This is a genomic window from Psychrobacter sp. NPDC078929 (assembly GCF_050267985.1).
In the GTDB taxonomy this organism is placed as follows: Bacteria; Pseudomonadota; Gammaproteobacteria; order Pseudomonadales; family Moraxellaceae; genus Psychrobacter.
The window spans coordinates 145447-167240 of record NZ_JBNNFX010000004.1; the positions used below are offsets into that span (position 1 = coordinate 145447).

At 41.6% G+C, this 21794-nt stretch carries 15 protein-coding genes and 3 tRNA genes; all 18 read left to right on the forward strand.

Features of this window, described 5'->3' with window-relative positions; all coding sequences use genetic code 11:
* The first annotated feature begins 226 nt into the window (after nucleotides 1-226).
* The 18 genes from ACQKCG_RS04045 to ACQKCG_RS04130 all read left to right on the forward strand — a co-directional run bounded on the left by ACQKCG_RS04045 (nucleotide 227) and on the right by ACQKCG_RS04130 (nucleotide 21782).
* Nucleotides 227-1702: an McrB family protein gene (locus ACQKCG_RS04045; RefSeq protein WP_134292375.1), complete on the forward strand. Its 1476-nt coding sequence runs from the start codon at nucleotides 227-229 to the stop codon at nucleotides 1700-1702.
* Nucleotides 1703-1717: 15 nt separating this feature from the next.
* The gene (locus ACQKCG_RS04050; protein WP_227543661.1) at nucleotides 1718-3226 is read left to right on the forward strand and encodes an McrC family protein; all 1509 of its coding nucleotides are present in this window, start codon (nucleotides 1718-1720) and stop codon (nucleotides 3224-3226) included.
* A 238-nt stretch (nucleotides 3227-3464) separates the two neighbouring features.
* A tRNA-Pro gene (locus ACQKCG_RS04055) sits at nucleotides 3465-3541 on the forward strand.
* 105 nt (nucleotides 3542-3646) lie between these two features.
* Nucleotides 3647-3723: transfer RNA gene (locus ACQKCG_RS04060), tRNA-Arg, on the forward strand.
* A 41-nt stretch (nucleotides 3724-3764) separates the two neighbouring features.
* A tRNA-His gene (locus ACQKCG_RS04065) sits at nucleotides 3765-3840 on the forward strand.
* 421 nt (nucleotides 3841-4261) lie between these two features.
* The gene (locus tag ACQKCG_RS04070; protein ID WP_134292376.1) at nucleotides 4262-5197 is read left to right on the forward strand and encodes an AraC family transcriptional regulator; all 936 of its coding nucleotides are present in this window, start codon (nucleotides 4262-4264) and stop codon (nucleotides 5195-5197) included.
* Nucleotides 5198-5527: 330 nt separating this feature from the next.
* Entirely contained in the window at nucleotides 5528-6589 is a 1062-nt protein-coding gene (locus tag ACQKCG_RS04075; protein ID WP_134292377.1) for a hypothetical protein, read from the forward strand.
* Nucleotides 6590-6672: 83 nt separating this feature from the next.
* Nucleotides 6673-7875: a type II secretion system inner membrane protein GspF gene (gene gspF, locus ACQKCG_RS04080; protein WP_134292378.1), complete on the forward strand. Its 1203-nt coding sequence runs from the start codon at nucleotides 6673-6675 to the stop codon at nucleotides 7873-7875.
* 551 nt (nucleotides 7876-8426) lie between these two features.
* Entirely contained in the window at nucleotides 8427-8864 is a 438-nt protein-coding gene (gene gspG, locus ACQKCG_RS04085; RefSeq protein ID WP_102090915.1) for a type II secretion system major pseudopilin GspG, read from the forward strand.
* Between the two features lie 245 nt (nucleotides 8865-9109).
* Nucleotides 9110-9658: a protein-disulfide reductase DsbD domain-containing protein gene (locus ACQKCG_RS04090; RefSeq protein ID WP_102090812.1), complete on the forward strand. Its 549-nt coding sequence runs from the start codon at nucleotides 9110-9112 to the stop codon at nucleotides 9656-9658.
* 47 nt (nucleotides 9659-9705) lie between these two features.
* The gene (gene dsbD, locus ACQKCG_RS04095) at nucleotides 9706-11835 is read left to right on the forward strand and encodes a protein-disulfide reductase DsbD (protein WP_201556079.1); all 2130 of its coding nucleotides are present in this window, start codon (nucleotides 9706-9708) and stop codon (nucleotides 11833-11835) included.
* Between the two features lie 384 nt (nucleotides 11836-12219).
* Nucleotides 12220-13668: a phospholipase A gene (locus ACQKCG_RS04100; RefSeq protein WP_134292380.1), complete on the forward strand. Its 1449-nt coding sequence runs from the start codon at nucleotides 12220-12222 to the stop codon at nucleotides 13666-13668.
* Nucleotides 13669-13743: 75 nt separating this feature from the next.
* A complete protein-coding gene (locus ACQKCG_RS04105; protein ID WP_227543663.1) occupies nucleotides 13744-14580 on the forward strand; it encodes a ComF family protein in 837 nt (278 codons plus the stop codon).
* A 325-nt stretch (nucleotides 14581-14905) separates the two neighbouring features.
* Complete coding sequence (locus ACQKCG_RS04110) at nucleotides 14906-15394, forward strand: GspH/FimT family pseudopilin (protein ID WP_227522938.1); 489 nt, start codon at nucleotides 14906-14908, stop codon at nucleotides 15392-15394.
* Nucleotides 15391-16110: a hypothetical protein gene (locus tag ACQKCG_RS04115; protein ID WP_134292381.1), complete on the forward strand. Its 720-nt coding sequence runs from the start codon at nucleotides 15391-15393 to the stop codon at nucleotides 16108-16110. Before ACQKCG_RS04110 ends, ACQKCG_RS04115 begins: the two co-directional genes overlap by 4 nt.
* Nucleotides 16110-17063, forward strand: coding sequence for a PilW family protein (locus ACQKCG_RS04120; RefSeq protein ID WP_227543664.1), 954 nt, complete (start codon nucleotides 16110-16112; stop codon nucleotides 17061-17063). The genes ACQKCG_RS04115 and ACQKCG_RS04120 overlap by 1 nt, the downstream gene beginning before the upstream one ends.
* Before the next feature lie 12 nt (nucleotides 17064-17075).
* Complete coding sequence (locus ACQKCG_RS04125; RefSeq protein WP_134292383.1) at nucleotides 17076-17912, forward strand: pilus assembly protein PilX; 837 nt, start codon at nucleotides 17076-17078, stop codon at nucleotides 17910-17912.
* A gap of 78 nt (nucleotides 17913-17990) precedes the next feature.
* Nucleotides 17991-21782, forward strand: coding sequence for a PilC/PilY family type IV pilus protein (locus tag ACQKCG_RS04130; protein WP_134292384.1), 3792 nt, complete (start codon nucleotides 17991-17993; stop codon nucleotides 21780-21782).
* Nucleotides 21783-21794 lie beyond the last annotated feature (12 nt).

The window sequence follows — 21794 nt, forward strand, 5'->3', positions numbered from 1 at the left end:
TCATTTGGGCATTAATATTATTAAGTGATTGGTATAATCAGTTCAATATGACTTAAATACAAGGAAGCCGAGTGAAAGTACTACGAATAGTAGACTAAGCGAGACTGACACCGTATCTAATTTATAGAGGGTTGACTATAGTTACCATGCCAATAGACAGCCACGTTATAATGACAAAATGTTAGCATGTCTATTTTAAATCTGTTTTCAATCGCTGGATAACGTTATGCCTGATATGTCTGCTCATGAACCGACCAATATTATTTATACGGGCGTTGCTGGTACAGGTAAAACCTATAGATTGCTGCAAATCGCGAAGCAATATACCGACTATCTACCCAAGACTGAAAATGAAGACTTATTAGAACAGCTGCTGCAAGGTCTAAGCTGGCGCGAAGTATTGTGTCTGGTGTTTTTAGATTTACGTGCTGAACAACAGGATTTGTTAAAGGTACGAGAAATTATTGATCATCCTTTTTTTATGACCAAAGCTGCTCAGAACTCACGTGATAAAAATTTGGATAGTACAGCTTGGTTAGAGCTACGCAGACATAGTCCTACGAACTCTCAAACAGTCAGCTTTGATAACCGCGCTAGCCAAGCTTATTTTGATAAAGACAACAGTGGAGCATGGTATTTATTACCTGAAAGTATGGTGCTACTAGAAGATTTATCGCAGCAATTAGCAGAGTTTCAGCAGGCCCAGCGTGACAACCAACCCCATCAAAATCAAAATATTGCTCAGCAACGTTTTAGTATGGTGAGCTTCCATCAAGCCTACGGCTATGAAGAGTTTGTAGAAGGTATACGCCCTGTCATGAATGGTGCTGCACCAGCAAATAACAGCCCTTCTAGTCAAGCTCAAATGAGTTACGCGGTGCAAGATGGAGCATTCCTGAAGCTGTGCCAACGCGCCGCCCGTGACCCTCAGCAGCGTTATGCAATACTTATTGATGAGATTAACCGTGCTAACGTGTCACGGGTGTTTGGCGAGCTTCTCAGTTTGATAGAGCCTGATAAACGAGCGGGCAAGCCGAATGCGATGACAGTAAGTTTGGCGTATTCTGGGCGTGCTTTTAGTGTTCCTGCTAATGTCGATATTTATGCCACTATGAATACCCAAGACCATTCTTTAGCGCCACTTGATATGGCATTACGCCGACGTTTTCGGTTTATTGACTGTCCGCCGCAGCCTAATTTACTATCGACAATTCGTGACAGCAATGACATTGATATTGGACTGTCTGACGGTTCAGAAGCAGCTATGATAGATTTGAGTAAATTATTAATAGGTTTAAATAGACGTATCGTGCAAACATTGGGAATAGAAGCACAGTTAGGTCATGCGTTTTTATTCGCAATCACTCAGTTAGAGCAATTACAAACGGCTCTCGTTGAACAAATTATTCCTCAATTGGCTCAAGCAGCTGGTGGTCAAATTACGGTGCTGCAGTATATCTTTAGAGATGAGCAGCAACCGACGAGTAAGCAGTTCGTACAGGATAGTCAAGTATTGATGAATGACGACTTGTATAATCCGATGGGCAACCAAAATAATGCTTCCGCTGAACACCAAATGTTTGCAGGGCAGGGTTCTTTTCTTGGTCAGTCTATGAATGTGAATAGTTATACTATCAATGCTGATCTGATTGCTAGGGATGGTGAGTTTAATGATGCTGCTATCTACCAGCGTTTGTACTAGCAGGGTGACTGTTCAGTGATAACGAATAATCTATATTACGCCAAAGAGCACGCTATTAGGGCAAACAGTCGTCAGACTCGTATCCCTAATAGTAGTGTCGCTACCATGAATGTTATCACCGTGTTTGAGCATCAACGTCTGACCGTGCATGATTTTTTGAAAGCGTCTGACTTCGATTGGCTAATAGCGCAAGAGTTTGCAGCATTTACTATCAAGCGTAAGCAAGGCCAATGGCAGCTTAAGGTTGGGCACTATATTGGGATTATTCTACTGCCCAGTGGCATGACGCTTGAGATACTGCCAAAGCTCAATCAGTCTACTCAGACCAATGATATCGTCCAGACTCGTCATTGGGTACAGGGTATGCTATCGGATTTAATTCATCTTGATACGCGTAACAATCGTAAGCTACCCAATACGAAAAATTTAGGTCAGTTTAGTTCCCAGTCTACTCCTTTACCGTTAAAAGTATTACCTATATCAAACTGGCTGATTGAGCAGTTTTTGCAGCGTTTAATAGACTATCAACCAACCAAGCATTATCAGGCTCAGATTGACAATCAGGCATCCCTGCAAGGTCGACTACTCATCAAAGAGCAACTGCGTCACAATAGTATGCAACCGCATAAGTTCATCTGTGAAAGTAGCGTATTAAGTCATGATATGTTGGCCAATCGGCTGATTAAGAGTGCATTGGTTTACTTGACCCCTTTATTGCCTCAGTTTATTTCTTCAAAACTGTTGCAGCCATGGCAGCAGGTCTCTGTGCTCAACAACCGTGAAATGCAGCAGATAGCGGTAATATATACTCAAGCAAAGCGTCAGCTAGACGTTCAGCCACTCCCAAAGCAAAAATTGCACGCCGCGCAGCAGTTAGTAGACCTAGCATACTGGTTATTGAAACAGACGACAGCTGCGACAGGTAACGGTATTGATCCAAATAGACAAAATTGCTCTGAGCTAAGATTGTGTTTATTGATTGATATGAATCAAGCTTTTGAACAATGGGCAAGTCAGCGTATTGCATCGATGTTTCAACAGATTAGTAGCAATTACCGTCCTTTTTATCAAACTCAAAGTGTCTGGCTAAATGATGCTGAGGGACTAGCGTGCTTGTCTATACGGCCTGATTTGCTGATATTTGAACCCGTCTCTGATGATTGCCAAAACCAGAACGATATAGCAGCTAGTCAAACTACAGACAAAACAAAAGGTCGTTACAGTCATGTCATCGACATTAAATGGAAGTACTTACCGCATGCCGCTGCAATTAGTGCGAGCGACGCTTATCAATTGACCAGCTATGCACAAGCTTACTTGGCGGGGCAGGTCTGGTTGGTTTACCCAGTGCTAGGTAGTGATAGACAGCCAGTGGTACTCAAGCAACAAAATCATTATGATAGTGATAGTAGTGATGATGTTAAAAACAATGAGTCAGCCGATGCCCATTTATGGTTAATGCCGTTTGATGTTTTGACAGGTACACTCAACGGTGAAGTACTGCCACATTTGGACAAAGCTTAATATCGTTATCAATGACAGCGTGAATGACTGATGCATAAAGGGTCTGGCTGTCACTATTTTGGCGAAATTGACGTAATTTTAAAAAAAATAGCGATTATTTGAAATTAATCGAAAATAGGTGTTGACACAATCGCCTTTACCCCTTAATATGTGCACCTCGATAGCGAGGAACATTAACAAGTTAGCGGCATTGCCAACAACGAGTTGACTAACAAACTATCGTGATAATAGAGAATTTCGGAGTGTGGCGCAGTTTGGTAGCGCATCTGGTTTGGGACCAGAGGGTCGTAGGTTCGAATCCTATCACTCCGACCATCTATTTTAAGAGCCTTACAGGCTTTTTTTTATGTATAACGGTTTAGTTTCTGATATAGTAAAATATATCGCAAGGTAAGCTTAGTATATAAAAGTCCTCTAAGAGCGCCTGTAGCTCAGCTGGATAGAGCATCTCCCTTCTAAGGAGGTGGCCGCAGGTTCGAATCCTGCCAGGCGCACCATTTAGCCTGCAAATCTTGCCTATTCTTTGGCAATAGTTATGGCGGTTGTAGCTCAGTTGGTAGAGCCCCGGGTTGTGATCTCGGTTGTCGTGGGTTCGAGTCCCATCAGTCGCCCCATATTTTTCTTTATCTGCATACAAACCCTATCATATATAAATAATAGCACTCGCCCTTGACGGCGATTTTTTTATGTCTATTTAATTATATCTCTTTATTGTCATAAAACTAAATATATCAAATTTGATAGCATTTTCAATGCTAGATAATCTCCTATCCTTTTGTTAAAACTGCATACTGACTTTTCCTAAGGTTTAGTACGACTGTGTCTAATTTATGACTGTTTAGTAATTCTAATAAGTAAATAGACATAAAATTCTAAATCGTGCATTATATTTAAGTCTTATTTTGGCCACTTTGTTGACTAAAGAATATTTACTGGAGAAAGCAGTGGTATTGTCTTGCCAGAACATGATGTTAGGAACACCACTACCTTTTTAGAATGAATCGTTATTAATCTGCATTATTGAGGAATTGATTGATGGACGCACTAAGTGTATTGCTACAAAACGTGCATTTATTTGAGACTAAGTATTATCGTCTAAATGGCACTGGCAATTGGTCTTATTCTATTACTAGAAAAGACACCATTTTATTTTACTTAGTGATGTCTGGCGGTTTTTGCATCGATGTTGGTAATGGTCTACGAGAAGCTCGCGCTGGCGACATGATCATGATTCCGAATGCGCACAAGCATGTGAGTTACGCACTCAATCACCATGGCGATGTTGCTGAGTCGCTTGATGAACTATTGAGTAATTGCACCGAGCGTACACTTGATATCGATGGCGATGGCGACCCCAATTCATCTTTGATACTGATCGAATGTAAGTACGACAAAGAGATGATTAATCCTCTGTTGTCAGTACTGCCACCAATATTACCGGAGCTCAATGATGCTGCTGACGGTCGGTTTGAAGTGATCGATGTAGAGATAAAGCTGCTAACACTAGAATCTGAGCGTGAGCGTATGGGCAAAACGGCCGTAATCAATCATTGGGCAAGCATCATGATGATTGAATGTTTGCGCGTGTATATTGAAAGCTTGCCTGAAGCCACAGAAAACTGGCTCAAAGCAATGAAAGATCCGTTTTTGACCAAGGCGCTAGCCGCGATGCATGGGGCACCGAGTGAAAGCTGGACCATTCATCAGCTTGCCGAAGTCGCAGGGATGTCGCGTTCTAGCTTTGCACAGCGTTTTAAAGACACTGTTGGTATGCCGCCACTGACTTATCTGATTGATTACCGCTTACGATTGGCGGCTCGCTATTTACGCTTACAGCAAAACAGTATTAGCCGTATCAGTGAGATGGTGGGCTACGCTTCAGATTCGACTTTTAGTCAGGCATTTAAACGTGTGTATGGTGTCTCGCCAAAAGTATACCGCCAGCAGTATCGACAGAACAATCTTGAATAGTTTTACAATTAAAATTCTAGTTCCAGTTTCTGTTTATTTAAGTAGAATCTCGAAGATAAGCGCTAAGGTCATTTATATGTCCTTGGCGCTTTTTTAATTTGTGAATACTTGTTATTTGTAGATGTTGAGTCACTCATATCTATAAGGCCTTTGGTAACTTGCTATGGCTATTTTAGTTAAGGGCAGCTGACATTGAGTCTGTGTTCAGGTACTATGGGTTGATGAGTCGTCGAGACAAAAGCGTTAGTGTTATAACGCGTTATATGTCCTTATATGCTAGGTGTATAAAAGGATCGAGACGATGTTTATCTTCGCTGCTGATGGTATGTTATGACTGAACCGACCGCAAAGCTAAATGCAGGAAACAATGGCCAACAAGAGGCTGCTGCACCTGCTAAAACAGAAAGTAATGTTGATAAAAACAATGCTGTAGAGAACCCGCATGTCGGCAAAGAGGCGCCGAAAAATGAGCCGGTAGATACACCTGATAAGGCGGCATTATTGACGATGTTTACCTTGTCAGATATCGAGGCGGTAGCAACTGAAGCAGTAATATCTGAGTCATCCGATAGTCTTACAGTAGCTGCAAAACCTGTGGCGCAAGAAACCAATGTCGCTACGCAGCGTGTTGCGCTTTATCGTGTTCAGCATGAGCGTACTCGACTGTTATATATGGCATCTGCCAATACGCGTCCTACTTACTTAGTACAAACCCTGAAGCCACAATTCGCAGAATATCAGCAATATTTACTTGCGCAGCAGCTCGATAAACGTGGGTTGATGGATACGGATACGCTCGAAAGACTCTGGCAGCAGCTGCATGTGGTCGATGACATTATTGCAGATATCGTGCGTCATATGCCTGCACAGCAGCCCGCCGGTTGGCAGCTGACGACTCAAGATGGTCGCAATCCATTGTGCTTTGCTACGGTCGGTAAGTTAAAGCACGGCAAGCCAATTCGCGACCAAGGTAGCCTCAATAGTTATGTGCTTGGACATTTTGGCGTGAGTAGCTTTACCTACGATCGAGGCTATTATATTGGTCATGTGGTTGGTTATTTATTCAGCTGTTATTATTGTGCTCACTTGTCGATCACTTATGGCGTCACAGCCCTTGGACAGCAAGTCATGGCTGACTATGATTACGCCAGTCTTGAAACCCCGCATATGGTTAGGCTATTACAAGGTCTTGACGGTTATTGCAAAAAACGCATTTATCAGTTGGCCGTTATTTGTGCGCGCTTGAGTGTTTTCGCGAGTGATAAACGTATTGAAAGAATGCTAATCGCTGAGGTCAATGACTTTGATAAAAAGCTACAGCAGCAGCATTTGGATGTCTTATTATTACAAGGTTTAATGCCTGATAGTAATGACTCAACGCCACTGCTCTAAGCGTTGAATGTCAAATTAATAAATTTCTATTAAGTCATAAATTATAACTGTCTACCTGTAAGCCTCTTAGGATATCTGTTGCCATGCCTGCCTATCATTTCAAAGCGCTTGACGACCATGGCGTTGTCCAAAAAGGCTTGCTAGAAGGGGACTCTGCGCGGCAAATTCGCCAGCAGCTGCGTGATAAGCAATGGACACCCGTTGAAGTCAATCCGGTCAATGACAGACAGAGTCAGAGCAAAAACCGCTACAAAAAACCGTCTGCATACGAGCTGGCATTGCTGACACGTCAGCTATCTGTGCTACTAGCAGCGGGTATCCCACTTGAGGAAACCTTGGCAGCGGTTGCTAAACAATCTCCAAAGACTCATATCAAATCCCTAATGCTTGCGGTACGCTCACATGTCTTGGAAGGGCTCAGCTTAGCACGTTCTCTGCAACAAGCTGCTAGCTTTCCACCGTTATATATCGCTACGATTGCTGCAGGCGAAAAATCTGGCCATCTTGACCTTATCCTCAATCAGCTAGCAGACTACACCGAAAACCGTTTTGCCCTCCAAAAGAAAATCCAAGGGGCTATGGTCTATCCAATTGTCCTGATGGTAATGGCAATTGCGGTAATTATGGGGCTGATGAGCTTCGTCGTGCCCAAAATTGTCAAAGTCTTTGAACAGTCTGAGCAAGCACTGCCTTTAATTACTCAAATCGTTCTCACGCTATCGAATATCATTACTCAGTGGTGGTGGTTAATATTACTGGTATTGGCAAGTACCGCATTTTTATTCTACCGTTTTGCCCAAACGCAAGCAGGTAAATTAACTATCGATAGCGTGGTGCTTAGATTGCCGATACTAGCTAGATTGTCCAAAGGTCTGAATGCCGCGCGGTTTGCCAGTACCCTTGCGATACTAGTACGATCAGGGGTGCCACTGATTGAGGCATTACATATTGGGGCTGCGGTCACGACCAATTTACATATCCAAAAAACGATTATTACTGCGGCTGATAGGGTCACAGAAGGCTCCAGCTTGTCTAGTCAACTAGAGAAATCTACTTACTTTCCACCGATGATGGTACAGATGATAAAAAGCGGAGAAAACTCAGGCGAGCTTGAAAATATGCTGAGCCGTGCCGCCAATATGCAGGAGGCAGAAGCAACCAATTTTATCAGCACCTTATTATCATTACTTGAGCCTTTAATGCTGGTGTTGATGGGCGTAGTAGTTATGATTATTGTAATGGCGGTTATGCTACCTATCGTTAATATGAACGATTTAGCAGGCTAGGTTCAGTCGCTAGCCTATGATTCATTATGCTATTCACATACAGACAGCTTCCTATCTCCAAAACCTCTATTTAGTTCTCTTTTACTCTATTCATATCACCTAACTTGCTTGCTAAACCTTGGACTAGCTTTCTTAAGGTTTGCTTACTGTTGTATATTGTTGAACGAACGCTATTTTTGCTATGGCAAACACAAGCGCCGCGCTATAGTAAGCACGGTTTAATAGTCATACAGTTGGTGTCATTCAATATTTAGCTTTGGCTAAGATAGCAAACCCAAACCCAAACCCAAACCCAAACCCAAACCCAAACTAGGTACAGCGCTGGATAAAAATAAAACCATGGTTTATAGTGACAATAGTTTCAGAGCTCATTGATATATCATTGATGAGAGCCACGATAGAACGCCACTTTTACTATTTACATAACTGTGATGACCAATGCGATGACTATGACTGACAAATTCCAAGTAAATATAACGCCAAAAAGTGCTATTCAGGATACGCAATCCCATTCAAATATTGTAAGTGACCATAAGACCGCTTCTTCAGCTATGCAGCGCAGTGCGACAAAAAAGTCTGGTCAATCAGGATTCACTCTTATCGAAATTATGGTCGTCATTGTGATCCTAGCCATTCTTGCTGGATTAGTGGTACCAAAAGTAGTTGGTCAAAGTGATAAGGCCCGTGTTAAAACAACTGAAACGGCGCTTGCTACTGTCTCAAATGCGCTAGATATGTACAAGGTTGATAATTCGCGCTATCCAACGACCGCTCAAGGGTTAGAGGCGCTTACGACACCGCCAGCTGATGCAAAAAACTATCCTGAAGGTGGGTATATCAAAGGTGGTTATCCAACTGATGGCTGGGAAAATGAGATGCAATATGTTGCACCAGGTAGTGAAGGGCGACCTTACGATTTATTTTCGTTAGGTGCTGATGGTCAACAAGGTGGTGAAGGTCAAGATGCGGATCTTTATGCTCAGCTATAAGGCTTAATAACAGACGTATAGTGAACAAATTCTGATACTGATATAGCTTTGTAGAATGAAACATTCGTTCATCCATGCACTTTCAACAATTTATAAATATCAACCAATATTCTCTTATTGGTTGATATTTTTTATCAGTAGATAAATCGCCTGCTGTTCATTACAAGTTTGATAGCCAGTGCTATAAATATATCTATGCGCTCAGCAAAATAGTCATCGCAAACTGCAATTAAAGGTAATCATCTATGTCGATTCAACAGTCTAATAAATATTTTTCTAAAAACCTTTATAAATTGGTTCTAACCGTCGCCAGTACTTCATTAGTAACGGTTCTGTCAATGACATCGATCAGTGTACAAGCAGCAGGGTTAAATGACTTATTTAAAAATAGCTCCTCGGCAAAATCAAAGTTCTTACCAGTGGATGAAGCCTTTCAGGTGGTAAGTAATACCAAAGCGACGTCCAAAGGCACACGGCTGTCGATCAGTTTTGAAATTACGCCAGGACATTATGTCTATAAGGATAAGCTTACGTTGAGCTTCCCTAAAGGAATAAGCGCCACGCCGTTCACTTTTAATCAAGCACCAGTATCAATCAATGATCCGACCTTTGGTCAGGTTCCTGTGTTTACGCAAAGAAGTGTCATTGCAACCACGACACTGACGACGAGTAATGGTAAGGGCGCCAAAAACGCGCCTGTTATTATTGGTTGGCAAGGGTGTGCAACGGCTGGCCTATGCTATCCACCAGAAAAAGTTAAAACCAAGATAGACATTGCTGCGACGCGCAAATAAATAGCGAGCAGGTTGATTAAAATATCGGTAATAATAGGTAGCCATTCATGTCCATCAAGACATCACCAAAGTCTTTATCATTTAGCGTATCTACCCATTCGAAAAAATCCCATATCTTAGCGCTTGCCATCGCTAGTGGCTCATTGTTGACAGGTTTATCAGCGACATCGACGGTACAAGCGGCAGGGTTAGGCGACCTTTTTGGTAGTAGTGAAAGCTCATCGAAGTCAAAGTTTTTGCCAGTAGATCAAGCGTTTCAGGTGAGTACAGATAGCACCCCTGTTAAAGCAGGTACGCGGTTATCTGTTAATTTTGATATCACTCCTGAACATTACGTCTATAAAAAGCAAATTAAGCTTACGCTACCCGCTGGCGTGACGGCTGCACCTTTTACCTTTAGCCAGACACCATATTCGATAGATGATCCAACATTTGGCAAAGTACTGGTATTTGACCAAGCGAATATGGTCGCTACCACCACACTGACAAACAATAGTGGCAAGAATATAGAAGACGCCGCTATCGTCGTCGGCTGGCAAGGCTGTGCAAAAGCAGGACTGTGCTATCCACCTGAAAAGATTAATACGACTGTCGATATTGCAGCTTCATCGACGCAGGTATCAGCAGATAGTGAGAGTAGTGCGAGCTCGACCAATTCAGCGATAAATGCTACTGAGACGTCAGAGGAAGCAAGCTCAACAGCTCTTGATAATACTTTGCCTGATGAGGCGCAAGCACTGACAGACGATGGGGCTATTGATTATGATCTCATTGATGACAGCGCTGTAGAGTATGATTCTTTAGATAGTAATGTAGCGACGAATACGATTTCTGCAGCAAATAGCAGCGTAACAGGCGAGACGGCCAATAGCGAAAACGCATCAAACAATAGTTTTGTTGATACCGATCCTTTTGGTTTGGCTTCTCACCCTTGGCTGGCATTAGTACTATTATTTTTAGCAGGCTTAGGCTTGGCCTTGACGCCATGTGTGTTACCGATGTTACCTATCGTGGCCAACATTGTAGCCCGCGAACAAAACCCAACGGTCAAACGCGGTGTCATCTTGACCACCAGTTACGCGATTGGGGTAGCGACTGCTTATGGTATTTTGGGCGCTGTCATTGCAGTATTCGGTGAGTCTTTAGGTATTATTGGTTGGCTGCAGAACCCGATCATTCTCATCAGCTTTGCTATCGTTTTTATATTGCTCGCGCTATATATGTTGGGGCTTTTTAGTATACGTTTGCCGCATACAATCAGTCGAAAGATGCAAGGCTTAAGCCAAGCAGGTGACAGTAAGCTTGGTAGTACAGGCGGCAGTTTGCTCGCTGGGTTTTTATCAGCGCTAGTCGTGTCACCTTGTGTTTCTGCACCATTATTTGGGGCATTATTAGCGGTTTCTACCATTGGTAGTCCGTTGCTCGGCTTTGCCGCTTTATTTATGCTAGGTTTTGGTTTATCAGCGCCGCTTATTCTAATCGGTGCTACCCAAGGCAAGATTATGCCAAAGGCAGGCGAGTGGATGAATTGGGTCAAGCAAGGCTTTGCTTTACTACTGTTTGCTGTGGCACTGCTATTGATTGAGCGCGTGTTTATATCACCAATCATGCTTATGGTATGGGCGTTATGGTTTATGGTCGTGGCAACATGGGCATGGAGTTGGCTAGGTAAAGGTCGTATGCTGACCCAAGCATTAAGCCTTATCGCTGGTATTTGGGCGGCTTGCCTAATAGTTGGCGCTGCACTGGGTAATGACGATAGCTTACATCCATTAGCGTCATTGGGTGCAGCACCGATGATGGTACAGTCAACGTCTGGTCAACCAGTGAATAGTGGTAGCACCACTGATAAGACGATCACGACGCTTGCAGAGCTAGATGCCATTGTCGCAGCCAATCCGAATGTCATTGTCGATCTGACAGCAGAGTGGTGTATTGAGTGCCGCATTATGGACAAGAATCTGTTTCACAATCGTCCAGCACAGATGCAAGGTTGGCAATTAGTGAAGCTCGACATAACTGAAACAACAGCAGACTCAAAAGCCGTGTTGTCTCGTTACCAACTCTTTGGTCCACCAGCGTTACTGTATTATATTGATGGTCAGCTAGTAAATCAGCAAGTTGGTGAGATCGGTCGCTCAGAGTTTGAGCAAACATTATCGGCGTTGAACAACTAACATTTAATAATGAACACTTAAGAAACCAGTGTAATATTTCGAAAACTCTTAAGAATGTTAAGAAGGTCAGTATACTGAGAAAGTATGCTGGCTTTTTTGATGCCATTAAATTCATACTATAGAATATTTATTAAGTATTTGTTATATAAGCAATTATATTGATAGGTGGTTATTTTAACTATCGATAAAGCTAGTATCGTGCTTATATTTTCATTACAATAAAGAAACAATGCAGCAGGGGCACTAATTGTCATTTTTTCCGCTCCTAATATCTGCGATTAGCTGATAGTATCAGTCAATTCTATTTTAGCGATAACGCTAATGGCTATATTAATTACCTCATATACTCTGCTAGCGCTAATGCTAGTTAGATAAAGGACACTTATGTTTGCCCATACCATTACTCAGCGTCACCAACAGCCGTCTTACCAGAATGCGCATATGCCTCTTCGTATTGCAGTTGCTCTTGCGTTGAGTTGTACCGCGATACAAGTACAAGCTGCTGATGATTCTCAGACTTATAACGAACTGCCAGCGCCCGAAGCTGCGTTTGAATACGAGGATCTTGACCTATCACAGAGTCTTGATAACAGTGCGATATCTTCTGATATGAGTACACAAAGTGGCAAAATAATTAGCAAAGAATTTATTGCTCAGCAAGCCAAGCTATTTTCTGAATGTACCCAAGTTCAGTCTAGTGCTGCTCGCCTCGCTTGTTTTGATAAAGTAGCTGAACAAGGTAAGACACCAAGCTATACCTCGACCAAACAACCAATTGATTTGGCAAAAACCTTTCAAAGTACGGTCTCAGGTAATCCAAAAGTGATATTGGCTGAGTCTCAAACGGCGATGAGTGGTACGACAGTTGAAGATGCAGACACCATTTTAATGACCAATCAGCAAACAGCAGCCAGCAAATTGAAGGCAAATGGCAACGTAGAAATAGATGCTGAGACAAATAGTGAAGAACAGATTTTAGAAAATATAGGTGTTACTCAAACAGACATCGAAAAATTCTCGCCACTCAGTCTATCTTACGACCTAGATAAAAACAGTGAGCGTGGTACTTGGACGGTCAGACCGTATCGACCGACATATCTGTTGCCATTATTTTATACCTTCGATCCCAATTTAAATCCAAGTACACCATCGCAAGAAACAGATCCTTTTGATTCTAATGATATACGTGAGACTGAGTTAAAGTTCCAATTATCCTTAAAAACAAAAGTCGCAGAAGATTTGTTTGATACCAGTGCTGACCTATGGTTTGGCTATACTCAAGAATCACATTGGCAAGTTTATAACGAAGACAACTCACGTCCATTCCGTGCTACCGATTATCAACCTGAAATATTCTTAACCCAACCTGTGACAGCAGATCTGCCTTTTGGTGGACGTCTGCGTATGTTGGGCGCAGGTGCTGTGCATCACTCGAATGGACAAGATGATCCATTATCACGTTCATGGAATCGTGCCTACCTCATGGCGGGCGCAGAGTGGGGCAGACTCTCGGTCATACCGCGTTTATGGGCTCGAGTAAATAACGAAAGTAGTAGCGATGACGATAATCCAGATATCGAAGACTACATGGGCTACGGTGATATCAAATTCTTATATGACTTGCCGGCTGATCAAAGCATTAGCGGTACCTTGCGCTACAATCCAGGTACCAACAAAGGTGCTGCGCAAATCGACTATATCTATCCTATCTCAGAGAACGTTAATGGTATGGTTCAGCTATTCCAAGGCTATGGTGAGTCGATCATTGATTATAATCATGAAAATACCTCTATCGGCTTTGGTATCGTACTGAACGATTGGAAAGGGCTTTAATTTAGAAAGGACATCAATTTAGGAAAGGCTCTAACATAGGTGAGATTTATGATAAGTTATGACAAATAATAGTTTATGCGCCGCTTAGCGCCTTATCAAACTGGACTGTGGTTGGCAGAGTATATGGATATGCGCTGCCAACTATGTCGTATTTATCGTAGTACACCACAATCTCAACTACTGCACCATCAAGCGCCATCTAGCCTACATAATATAACGGATACGCCGCCTACACGGACAGCTTTAAAGCAACACTCTTTTCTTACTGATATCATTCATCTAGCAAACAGCTATTTGAGCAGTGGTTTACTTTGTGCTCACTGTCACAACGATATCACTTGGTTACCAAGACCTTTTGAAGTTGATATCGCTCCTAGCGTATCTCTATCTATCCAAGCCTCTACTTACTACGAGTATCCAATACGTCAAGCTATCCGAGCATTTAAGCATCAAGAAGATATGACGAAATTGCCGTTACTATTACATGCCATACGTCAATTACCGCGTCCACACGGTTGTCATCGCAATAACAGCGTGATTGTTGCTATGCCAACGACAAGTCAACGATTAGTCAAACGTGGGTTCGATCCTGTCAGTATTCTATCTGCCCAATTGTCTAAACATTGGCAAATTCCTTTATGGCAAGGCATCAAGCGTATTGACGATACAGTTAGTCAGCAGGGACTGTCTCGTGCCGAACGTCTTAGTAACTTAGATAACGCCTTTGCTCTAATCGAAAGCCCTCCGACAAAACGCTTACTACTATTCGACGATGTATCTACCACAGGTGCAAGCTTACAAGCATTAGCGCGAGCGTTCATTCAATCTGCGGAAGTAAAGCCAGCAACGGATAGCAGCCATAGTAGCTATCAAATTTCTGCTTACGTATTAGCACATGGCAGCAAATCCTAAGCTCAATACATCTTTGTCAACAATATCTAATTATTGCTAATATATTTCCTTAACGCTATATTATTATAGTTATGTATACTAATTTGTTGTTCTGAACTAAATGTCTAAGTTATCTTTTGGCGGACTAATATATGAGTGAAGGAGGCTAGGAAGCGCCTGTAGTTATTTCTAGATGGTATTTATTAGATATCGTGGAATGAAAATTGCATGTTATTAAATAAATATATGTAGAAAATCATGGTAGTAAGGCAACAATATAAGATACTCATAATCAATATGCTATAAGTAAAAGACAGATAATCGCAGTTTTAAATAGGAACACGATGTGAATGCATCTTTGAACACTCCACTACCTAAGCTGAAGAACGTAAGCTTAGGTTTTACCTTAATTGAATTAATGGTAACCATTGCTGTTCTTGCCATTATTGCAGGTATTGCGGCGCCTAATATTAGCACCCAACTTGCAAACCAGCGCGTGAAGTCGACAACAGCTACTTTAGTTAATGCACTGAAAGAAGCCAAAGCTGAAAGTATTATTCGTCGTCAAAACATTACTTTAAGCTATGATAATGATAGTAATCCTAAAGTCATTACCATTTCAGGATCAGAAGCAGATCCTATTGCTAACTATAGCTATAATGATGAAAGTGAAATTGTATCAGCACCAGAAACTATAACCTTTGAACCTAGCAAACGAGTCACTGCTACAGTCACTTACACTGTCTGTGATAGCAATACTTCAGTGCAACCAAGAGTAATTTCAGTGAGTAGAGTTGCTAATATTACTGACCAAGTAGGAGGTAGCTGTCAATGAATGGGTCAAGCTTTCAACGAGGTGTTGGTTTAGTAGAGGTATTAGTGGCTGTTTTACTACTATCCATTGCGATATTGGGCTTTAGTGCGCTACAAATGCGTGCAATTACAGCCACTGACGAGAGTTTAGTTAGAACCAAATCTTTAACAGTGGTTCGCAATTTAGCTGAAGTGATGCGTGGCTATCCAGAGGCATATATTAAAGATAGTAGCGCACCTCCTTTTGAAAGCATACTCTCGACAGAGTTTTCTGAGTTATCCTTAGCTGAACGAGCAAAAGTAACTCCAACTATACAGGCTGTAATAAATAGTTCGGCTACTGATACAGTGGTTATCTCATATGTTAAAACTAATAACGATGGTACCAAGACCACCGTCAGTAAAACAGTAAGTATTTTAGCTAGTGGTGAAAACTGCTTATCTACTACTACTAGCAATATAGGTGGCAAAGTTGTACCAAAACAATCTTGTACTATTAATGAGCTTGCTGCTCGTGATGGGCTTATGATCAAAAAAATGGCAGCTGATGAAAATATTGCTGTCGGTATTGCTACCTGTCCTGGAAGCTCTGCGAATGCTATACAACAACAAATGTGTATTATTACCGCATGGAATGGTACTAAGCCAATATTAGACGATACAGAGGTAGATGCTTGTGGAAAGGTAAATGGTACCTATCATATCGGCAGTCAATGCCTTATCTCGGAGGCATACTAATGAATAATAACCAGGTAAGCTATTTCAATAATAGCTCTTCAGGTTTTACTCTGATTGAGCTGATTATTTCCTTAGTATTAGGCCTACTAGTTTCAGCGGCTGTAATACAAGTTTATATTATTAGTGCTCGTACGAGTGTGGTGCAGCAAAGCGCCTCTGAGGTACAAGATACTACAATATTTGCACTGCAAGCAGTTGATGACCATATTCGCTTAGCGAACTTAGGGAACCCAATAAGTAATATTACGAGTACAACTCCTCATAGTGGTATTGTGCTAACTACAAATAATTTAGGTAATAGCAATGCTACTGATGAAAAATACTTAACTGTAAGTGCTGATAGTGACGGTTGGACAGGCTTATCAAATATAGTTGGTATTGAAAGTGACCAATTAACTATTCAATATAAAAACATAACTTCAGCATCGTTATATGATTGTGAAGGAACAGAGATCGCATCAGGTAGCAGTGATTGGGTGGTTGAACGCTATTTTATACGTCAGGCTACAGGTGGTAGTGCTACTGATTTAGTATTGGCTTGCTCTGCTGGTCGAGTTGATGAAGAAGGGGTAATAGTCACAGCATTTACTGGTAATGGTGAAATTATCATACCTGCAATAGAGCAGTTTAAAGTATTGTTAGGAACCATTACTGATGTAAATCAGCTTAGCTATTTACCAGCTAGTACTTATTTAACGCTCACAGAAAAACCTGCAATCACCACTATCAAACTTGGAGTAATTGTTCGTAGTATTACTCCGTTAATAGAAGATCCTGAAAGTGAATTGGCAACTGAGGATAAAGGGAAGTTTGTGGTGCTGGGAGCGGAACAGAAGCTAAACACTGCTAGTATGAATGAAAATCATTATCGTCGTAGTTATGAATCTACTATTACTTTGCGAAGTGCCCGTGTCATGTCTGTTACTGGTCTAAAATCTAATGTCACGTCATAAAAAAGAGGCGATATGTCAAATTATCAGCGATATCAGCGATATCAGTGCTCCATAGTGCCACCATCTAGCCAACAAGGTGCAGTACTTATCGTAGTTCTATTGTTTTTGGTTTTGATTATATTGGGGGGCGTTATTGCGGTAAAGCAAAGTAGCACGGACCTGAAGCTCGCCACTAGTGACCAAATTAATGCACTACTACTACAGTCAGCAGATAATGCTAACCAAAATATAGAGCAAAGTATTAATGGCAGCAGTGATGCAGATGCTTACGATGCTATGATATCGCGTGGTGGCCCTTTTGGTCATTTTATCTTGTCTGATTATAGTGTCGAAAATGAATATGTCTTTTGCTTCCGTCCACGTGATCAGTTATTCAATGTCAATAAAACTTCAATCATAACGCCAGATGGTTCGTTAACAAGTACGGGCTATTGCGATTCTACTGAATCAAATGACTATATTAGCAGTCGTAATACTAGTATGACGCAGGTTAACGTATCGCTAACACCACCAAATGCAGAGAACGAAGCATTCGGTAGTTACAGTATAGGGCAAGGAAGTAGTTTGATATCAAGCAAGGCATTTATGTTCGATATCAACAGTACAGCTGTATTACCCGCTTACGGAAATACTAAGCTAGGTAATATAGACTGCTTCAAGCAGACCAGTAGATTGCATACAGCGTCTGCTGCTGACTATACAGATACGATTGGCGGTTGTATGGCAGAAGCTGGTGTACCCAATAAGATCATTTATGAAATGGCCGATGTTGAGAACCAGTCGTTACGTACCAAATGTGTCGATTTTGGTGAAGGCGCAGGGTTGCTGTGTACCTTACCATCTAGCTAACAAGTACCATATTTTGTTATTTGCCATATTGAATAGTGTTATCGCTACTCTGCTATCATTTATATTAAGGAATAGGTCATGAAACAGTTATTGAGTCAAAGGTCTAAACGACAAACATGGCCTATTAAAGCGCTAACGGCAGCGGTGACAATCGCTATAACAAGTCTAGTGCCTGCCAATGGTGCTACAGTGACGAGTGACAGAAAGCCTATCGGTGATCTTGAGATATATAAGGCGGCTAAGCCAGGTACGGCCTCTATTTTTATGATGCTGGATACTTCAGGGAGTATGAGTGATCGCAGTGGCTGCTCTAATTATAGTAGCTCCAACATAACATCCCGTATAAAAGTATATCCGCGAAAGCTTGATGCTAATGCTCTTGATGGTTTATTGCGAGATGAAGATGGAAATACCATCATAGATAAGACAGCAACACCTGCTATAAACCAAGAAATTACTTATTCTACCTGTAAAGATAGCAGCGGTAAGATTATCGCCCGTACACTGCTAGCTCGTTTACAAGTAGCACTTATAGAACTATTGTCGGATGAAGTTTTTGAAAGTGGTAGTGTAAAAGATACTGGCTCGCTTCCAGATGATTATGCCGTAGGTATGGGTAACTATAGTTATGATGGCGACGGTAGGTCAGGGGTAGTTTTAGTACCTACGGCTGAACTAACTGCTGGACAACGAGTAAAGCTAATTGAGAAGATTATAGATTTAAGGGCAGAAGGTAATACCCCTACTGCCCACGCTTTCGCTGAGGCGGGTGCCTACATGATGGGTACAAATACTTATAGTTATACTTATAGAAACTATAGTGGGTTTGATGACTCTGTCAGCACCTCTAAGAAAGATAATAGTTATATATCTCCTTTAAGTGATAAAGAGTGTAGCGGTAATGGTATTTATCTATTAACGGACGGTCAGCCAAATGGTAGTAGCACTAGTAGAGCTACAAGTTTAATGAATACTTCTTTATCTGGCTCAAGTCCAGCATTGTCAATCAACAGTTGCACTAATTTGCAAGGGGATTCCAGCGGTAGGTCATGGGGCTGTATGGCAAGCTATGCTGCCCTATTGCGAAATAATGCTAGCAACTCAAAAGGATTGCCGATTAAAACGGCGACAGTTGGCTTTGGTAGTGCTTTTGCTGGGTTGACAGGGACACGCTCCATCACAGTAAATGGTGAAGTAAAGGCAGTCGTTGATTGCGATAGTGGTAATGTTAATGATGATACTCGTAATCTATGTAAATTAGGTGAGCAAAAAGGTGATGGTGAAGTCAAAACTTATGGCGATGGAGGCTTCTATTATACTGAGAACTCTGAGGAAATTGCTGCCAGCATAGTTGACTTCTCAGCTAGCCTTGTACAGATTATTAATACAGCACCTTCAGGTACAATTACTATTCCAGAGGACCCTTACCGAGCGGCAAATCAACTTCCTTATGCCTATTTACCTATGCTAGATCCTGATATTGTTTCCACAGCAAGTATATGGAAAGGTAATCTTAAAAAATATAATTTGGATCAAGGGACATTGTTCGGAAGAGGCAGCAATAAACTTTATAAAGATATCGCTGGCAATCTAGACGAAAATACACAAGATGAATGGCAAACTGCCAATTTTGTAGTAGAGGGCAAAGCGGCTAATAATAATATTGCGGCTGGCGGTGTATACGCTCAATTACAAGCACCAAGTGCAGGTTTGGGTAGTGTGCGTACTCTCTATGTCGAGGATTACACGACGGCTACTGATAAAACACCAATGTTGCGTAAAATTGGTGTTGATAGTAGCGGCAAACCATTTGGGTTCGATAATCTCAAAGATACTGATGCTTATAGTCAGTTAAATCAACGTCGTTTGCTGAGTTTTTTAGGTTTTGGTGGTGTGCTAACCAATGATGGACAACCAACGACCCCGCTTACGACTGAGACTAATAACTTAAGCTTAACCAAGCCGACCAATGAAGTAAAATTGTTAGGTGGTGTTGTGCATTCCAAGCCTGAAGCTGTTTCTTATGGTTCAAAATTAAATGATAAAGGTAGTATTGTCGATCCTCGAGAGGATTATCTACTCTTTGGTTCTATGGATGGAGCTTTGCATTTAGTCGATGCAAAAGTAGGTAAAGAAGAGTTTGCTATCATCCCTAGAGAAATGTTAATAAATCAACCAGAAGCTCTAGTAGAAAACTCTAAAAAAGAAATATCTAAAATTGGTCAACCTTATTTTGGTGTGGATGCTCCCTGGTTAGTCAAAACTGATTACGCTTATGATTTATCAGGAGGAAAGGTAACAGTTGATCAAGCATCAGGTAAGGGTATGTTTGCTTACGGTGGTCTACGCATGGGTGGTAAAGCGTTCTATGGTATGAATATCACTCAAAGGACTGACCCTAAAATATTATTTACGATTACACCACAAGGTATTAGCTCGACTATTCCAGGTGTGTCCTCAACAGAGGGTTTTACTCGTTTAGGACAGATTTGGAACAAACCAGTTGCTGCAAAAATACGCCTAACCAAAGGCTCTGATCCTAAGAAGAATGCTGCGCCAACAGACGTGCTTATATTCGGTGGTGGTTACGACATGCAGTATGAAACTGATGGCTATGTAGCCACTACTAGCGCCCCTGCCAAAGGCAATGCTATCTATATGATTAATGCCAAAACAGGTAAGCTGATATGGTCAACTAGTAGCGAAGGCGCTTCAGGTGTCAATGTCAAAACAGATACGATGATTAATAGTATCACTGGTGGAATTACTGTGCTTGATAGAGATAATGATGGTCTGATGGATCACCTCTATGCTGCCGACTTAGGTGGGCAAGTATTCCGTGCAGACTTTGAGAATGCACGCATTGCTCAGTTTGGCTTTGCAGCTGTGAATAGCTTCTCTAATAAAGGCGTGACACGCATACTAGATGCAGCTCCTACAGATAAGAAACTCGCATATCGTTTCTATGAAAGCCCAGTCGTAAGTTTCTATCGTAGAGAGAAAGGTCCAGATACCGGTAAGCTCTTTGCTATGGTCAACGTTATTTCAGGTAATCGCAGCGCGCCTCTATCGACATTGCGTAATAACAATAATTATGCCAACCGATTGTACGGCATCATTGATAATGATGTGACCAATAAGGATCTGTTTACCACTGGCTTTACCAAGAATATTAAAGATCTAAAAGAAAATCAATTGGTTGATTTAGGTGCTGCAATATCTACTATATCGGCTTCCGGCACTGATGCAGTACGTGAAACCAATAAAGACGAAGCGATTAAGTTGATGATAGGGGCCGCAAAGAATGGCTCGACACCAGCTGTTCCAGCAACCAAACATGGCTGGTATTATCCACTAACTCGCTTTGATGGCTACAGTAATGTCAGATATAACAAAGGTGTGGGCGAAAGTACAGTCATTAATAATTTGCTTTATACCACTGTATATAACCCTGACAAAGTATATGGAAATACGGCAAGCTGTTCAGCGAAAATAATGGGTGGATCTGAACGTCAACTATATTGTTTACCTTATGGTGTATGTATGGATGAAAGCTCAATAACTGGTACAGGCGGATTTACACCTGCAGGTCAAGGTATTCAGGAGTTGGCTATTGGTGCCTATAACGCAGATAATACAGATATAAAAGTACTGATTGGTACGACAACAATCGCCGATCGAATAGATGCGGCTAAACGTGCAAAATATGGTACAGATGGATTTAAAGATAACAGTAATATTAAAGATCTTTATCCTGGTGAAAACAACAGTGCCACACAAAATAATGGTGATGGATCCGCTGTTGAATTTTTATTCAATGAACGCTATACCTTGCAACCAAAAGCTTGGTATGAACGAAAAAAACAGTAACTGTGATGTTCT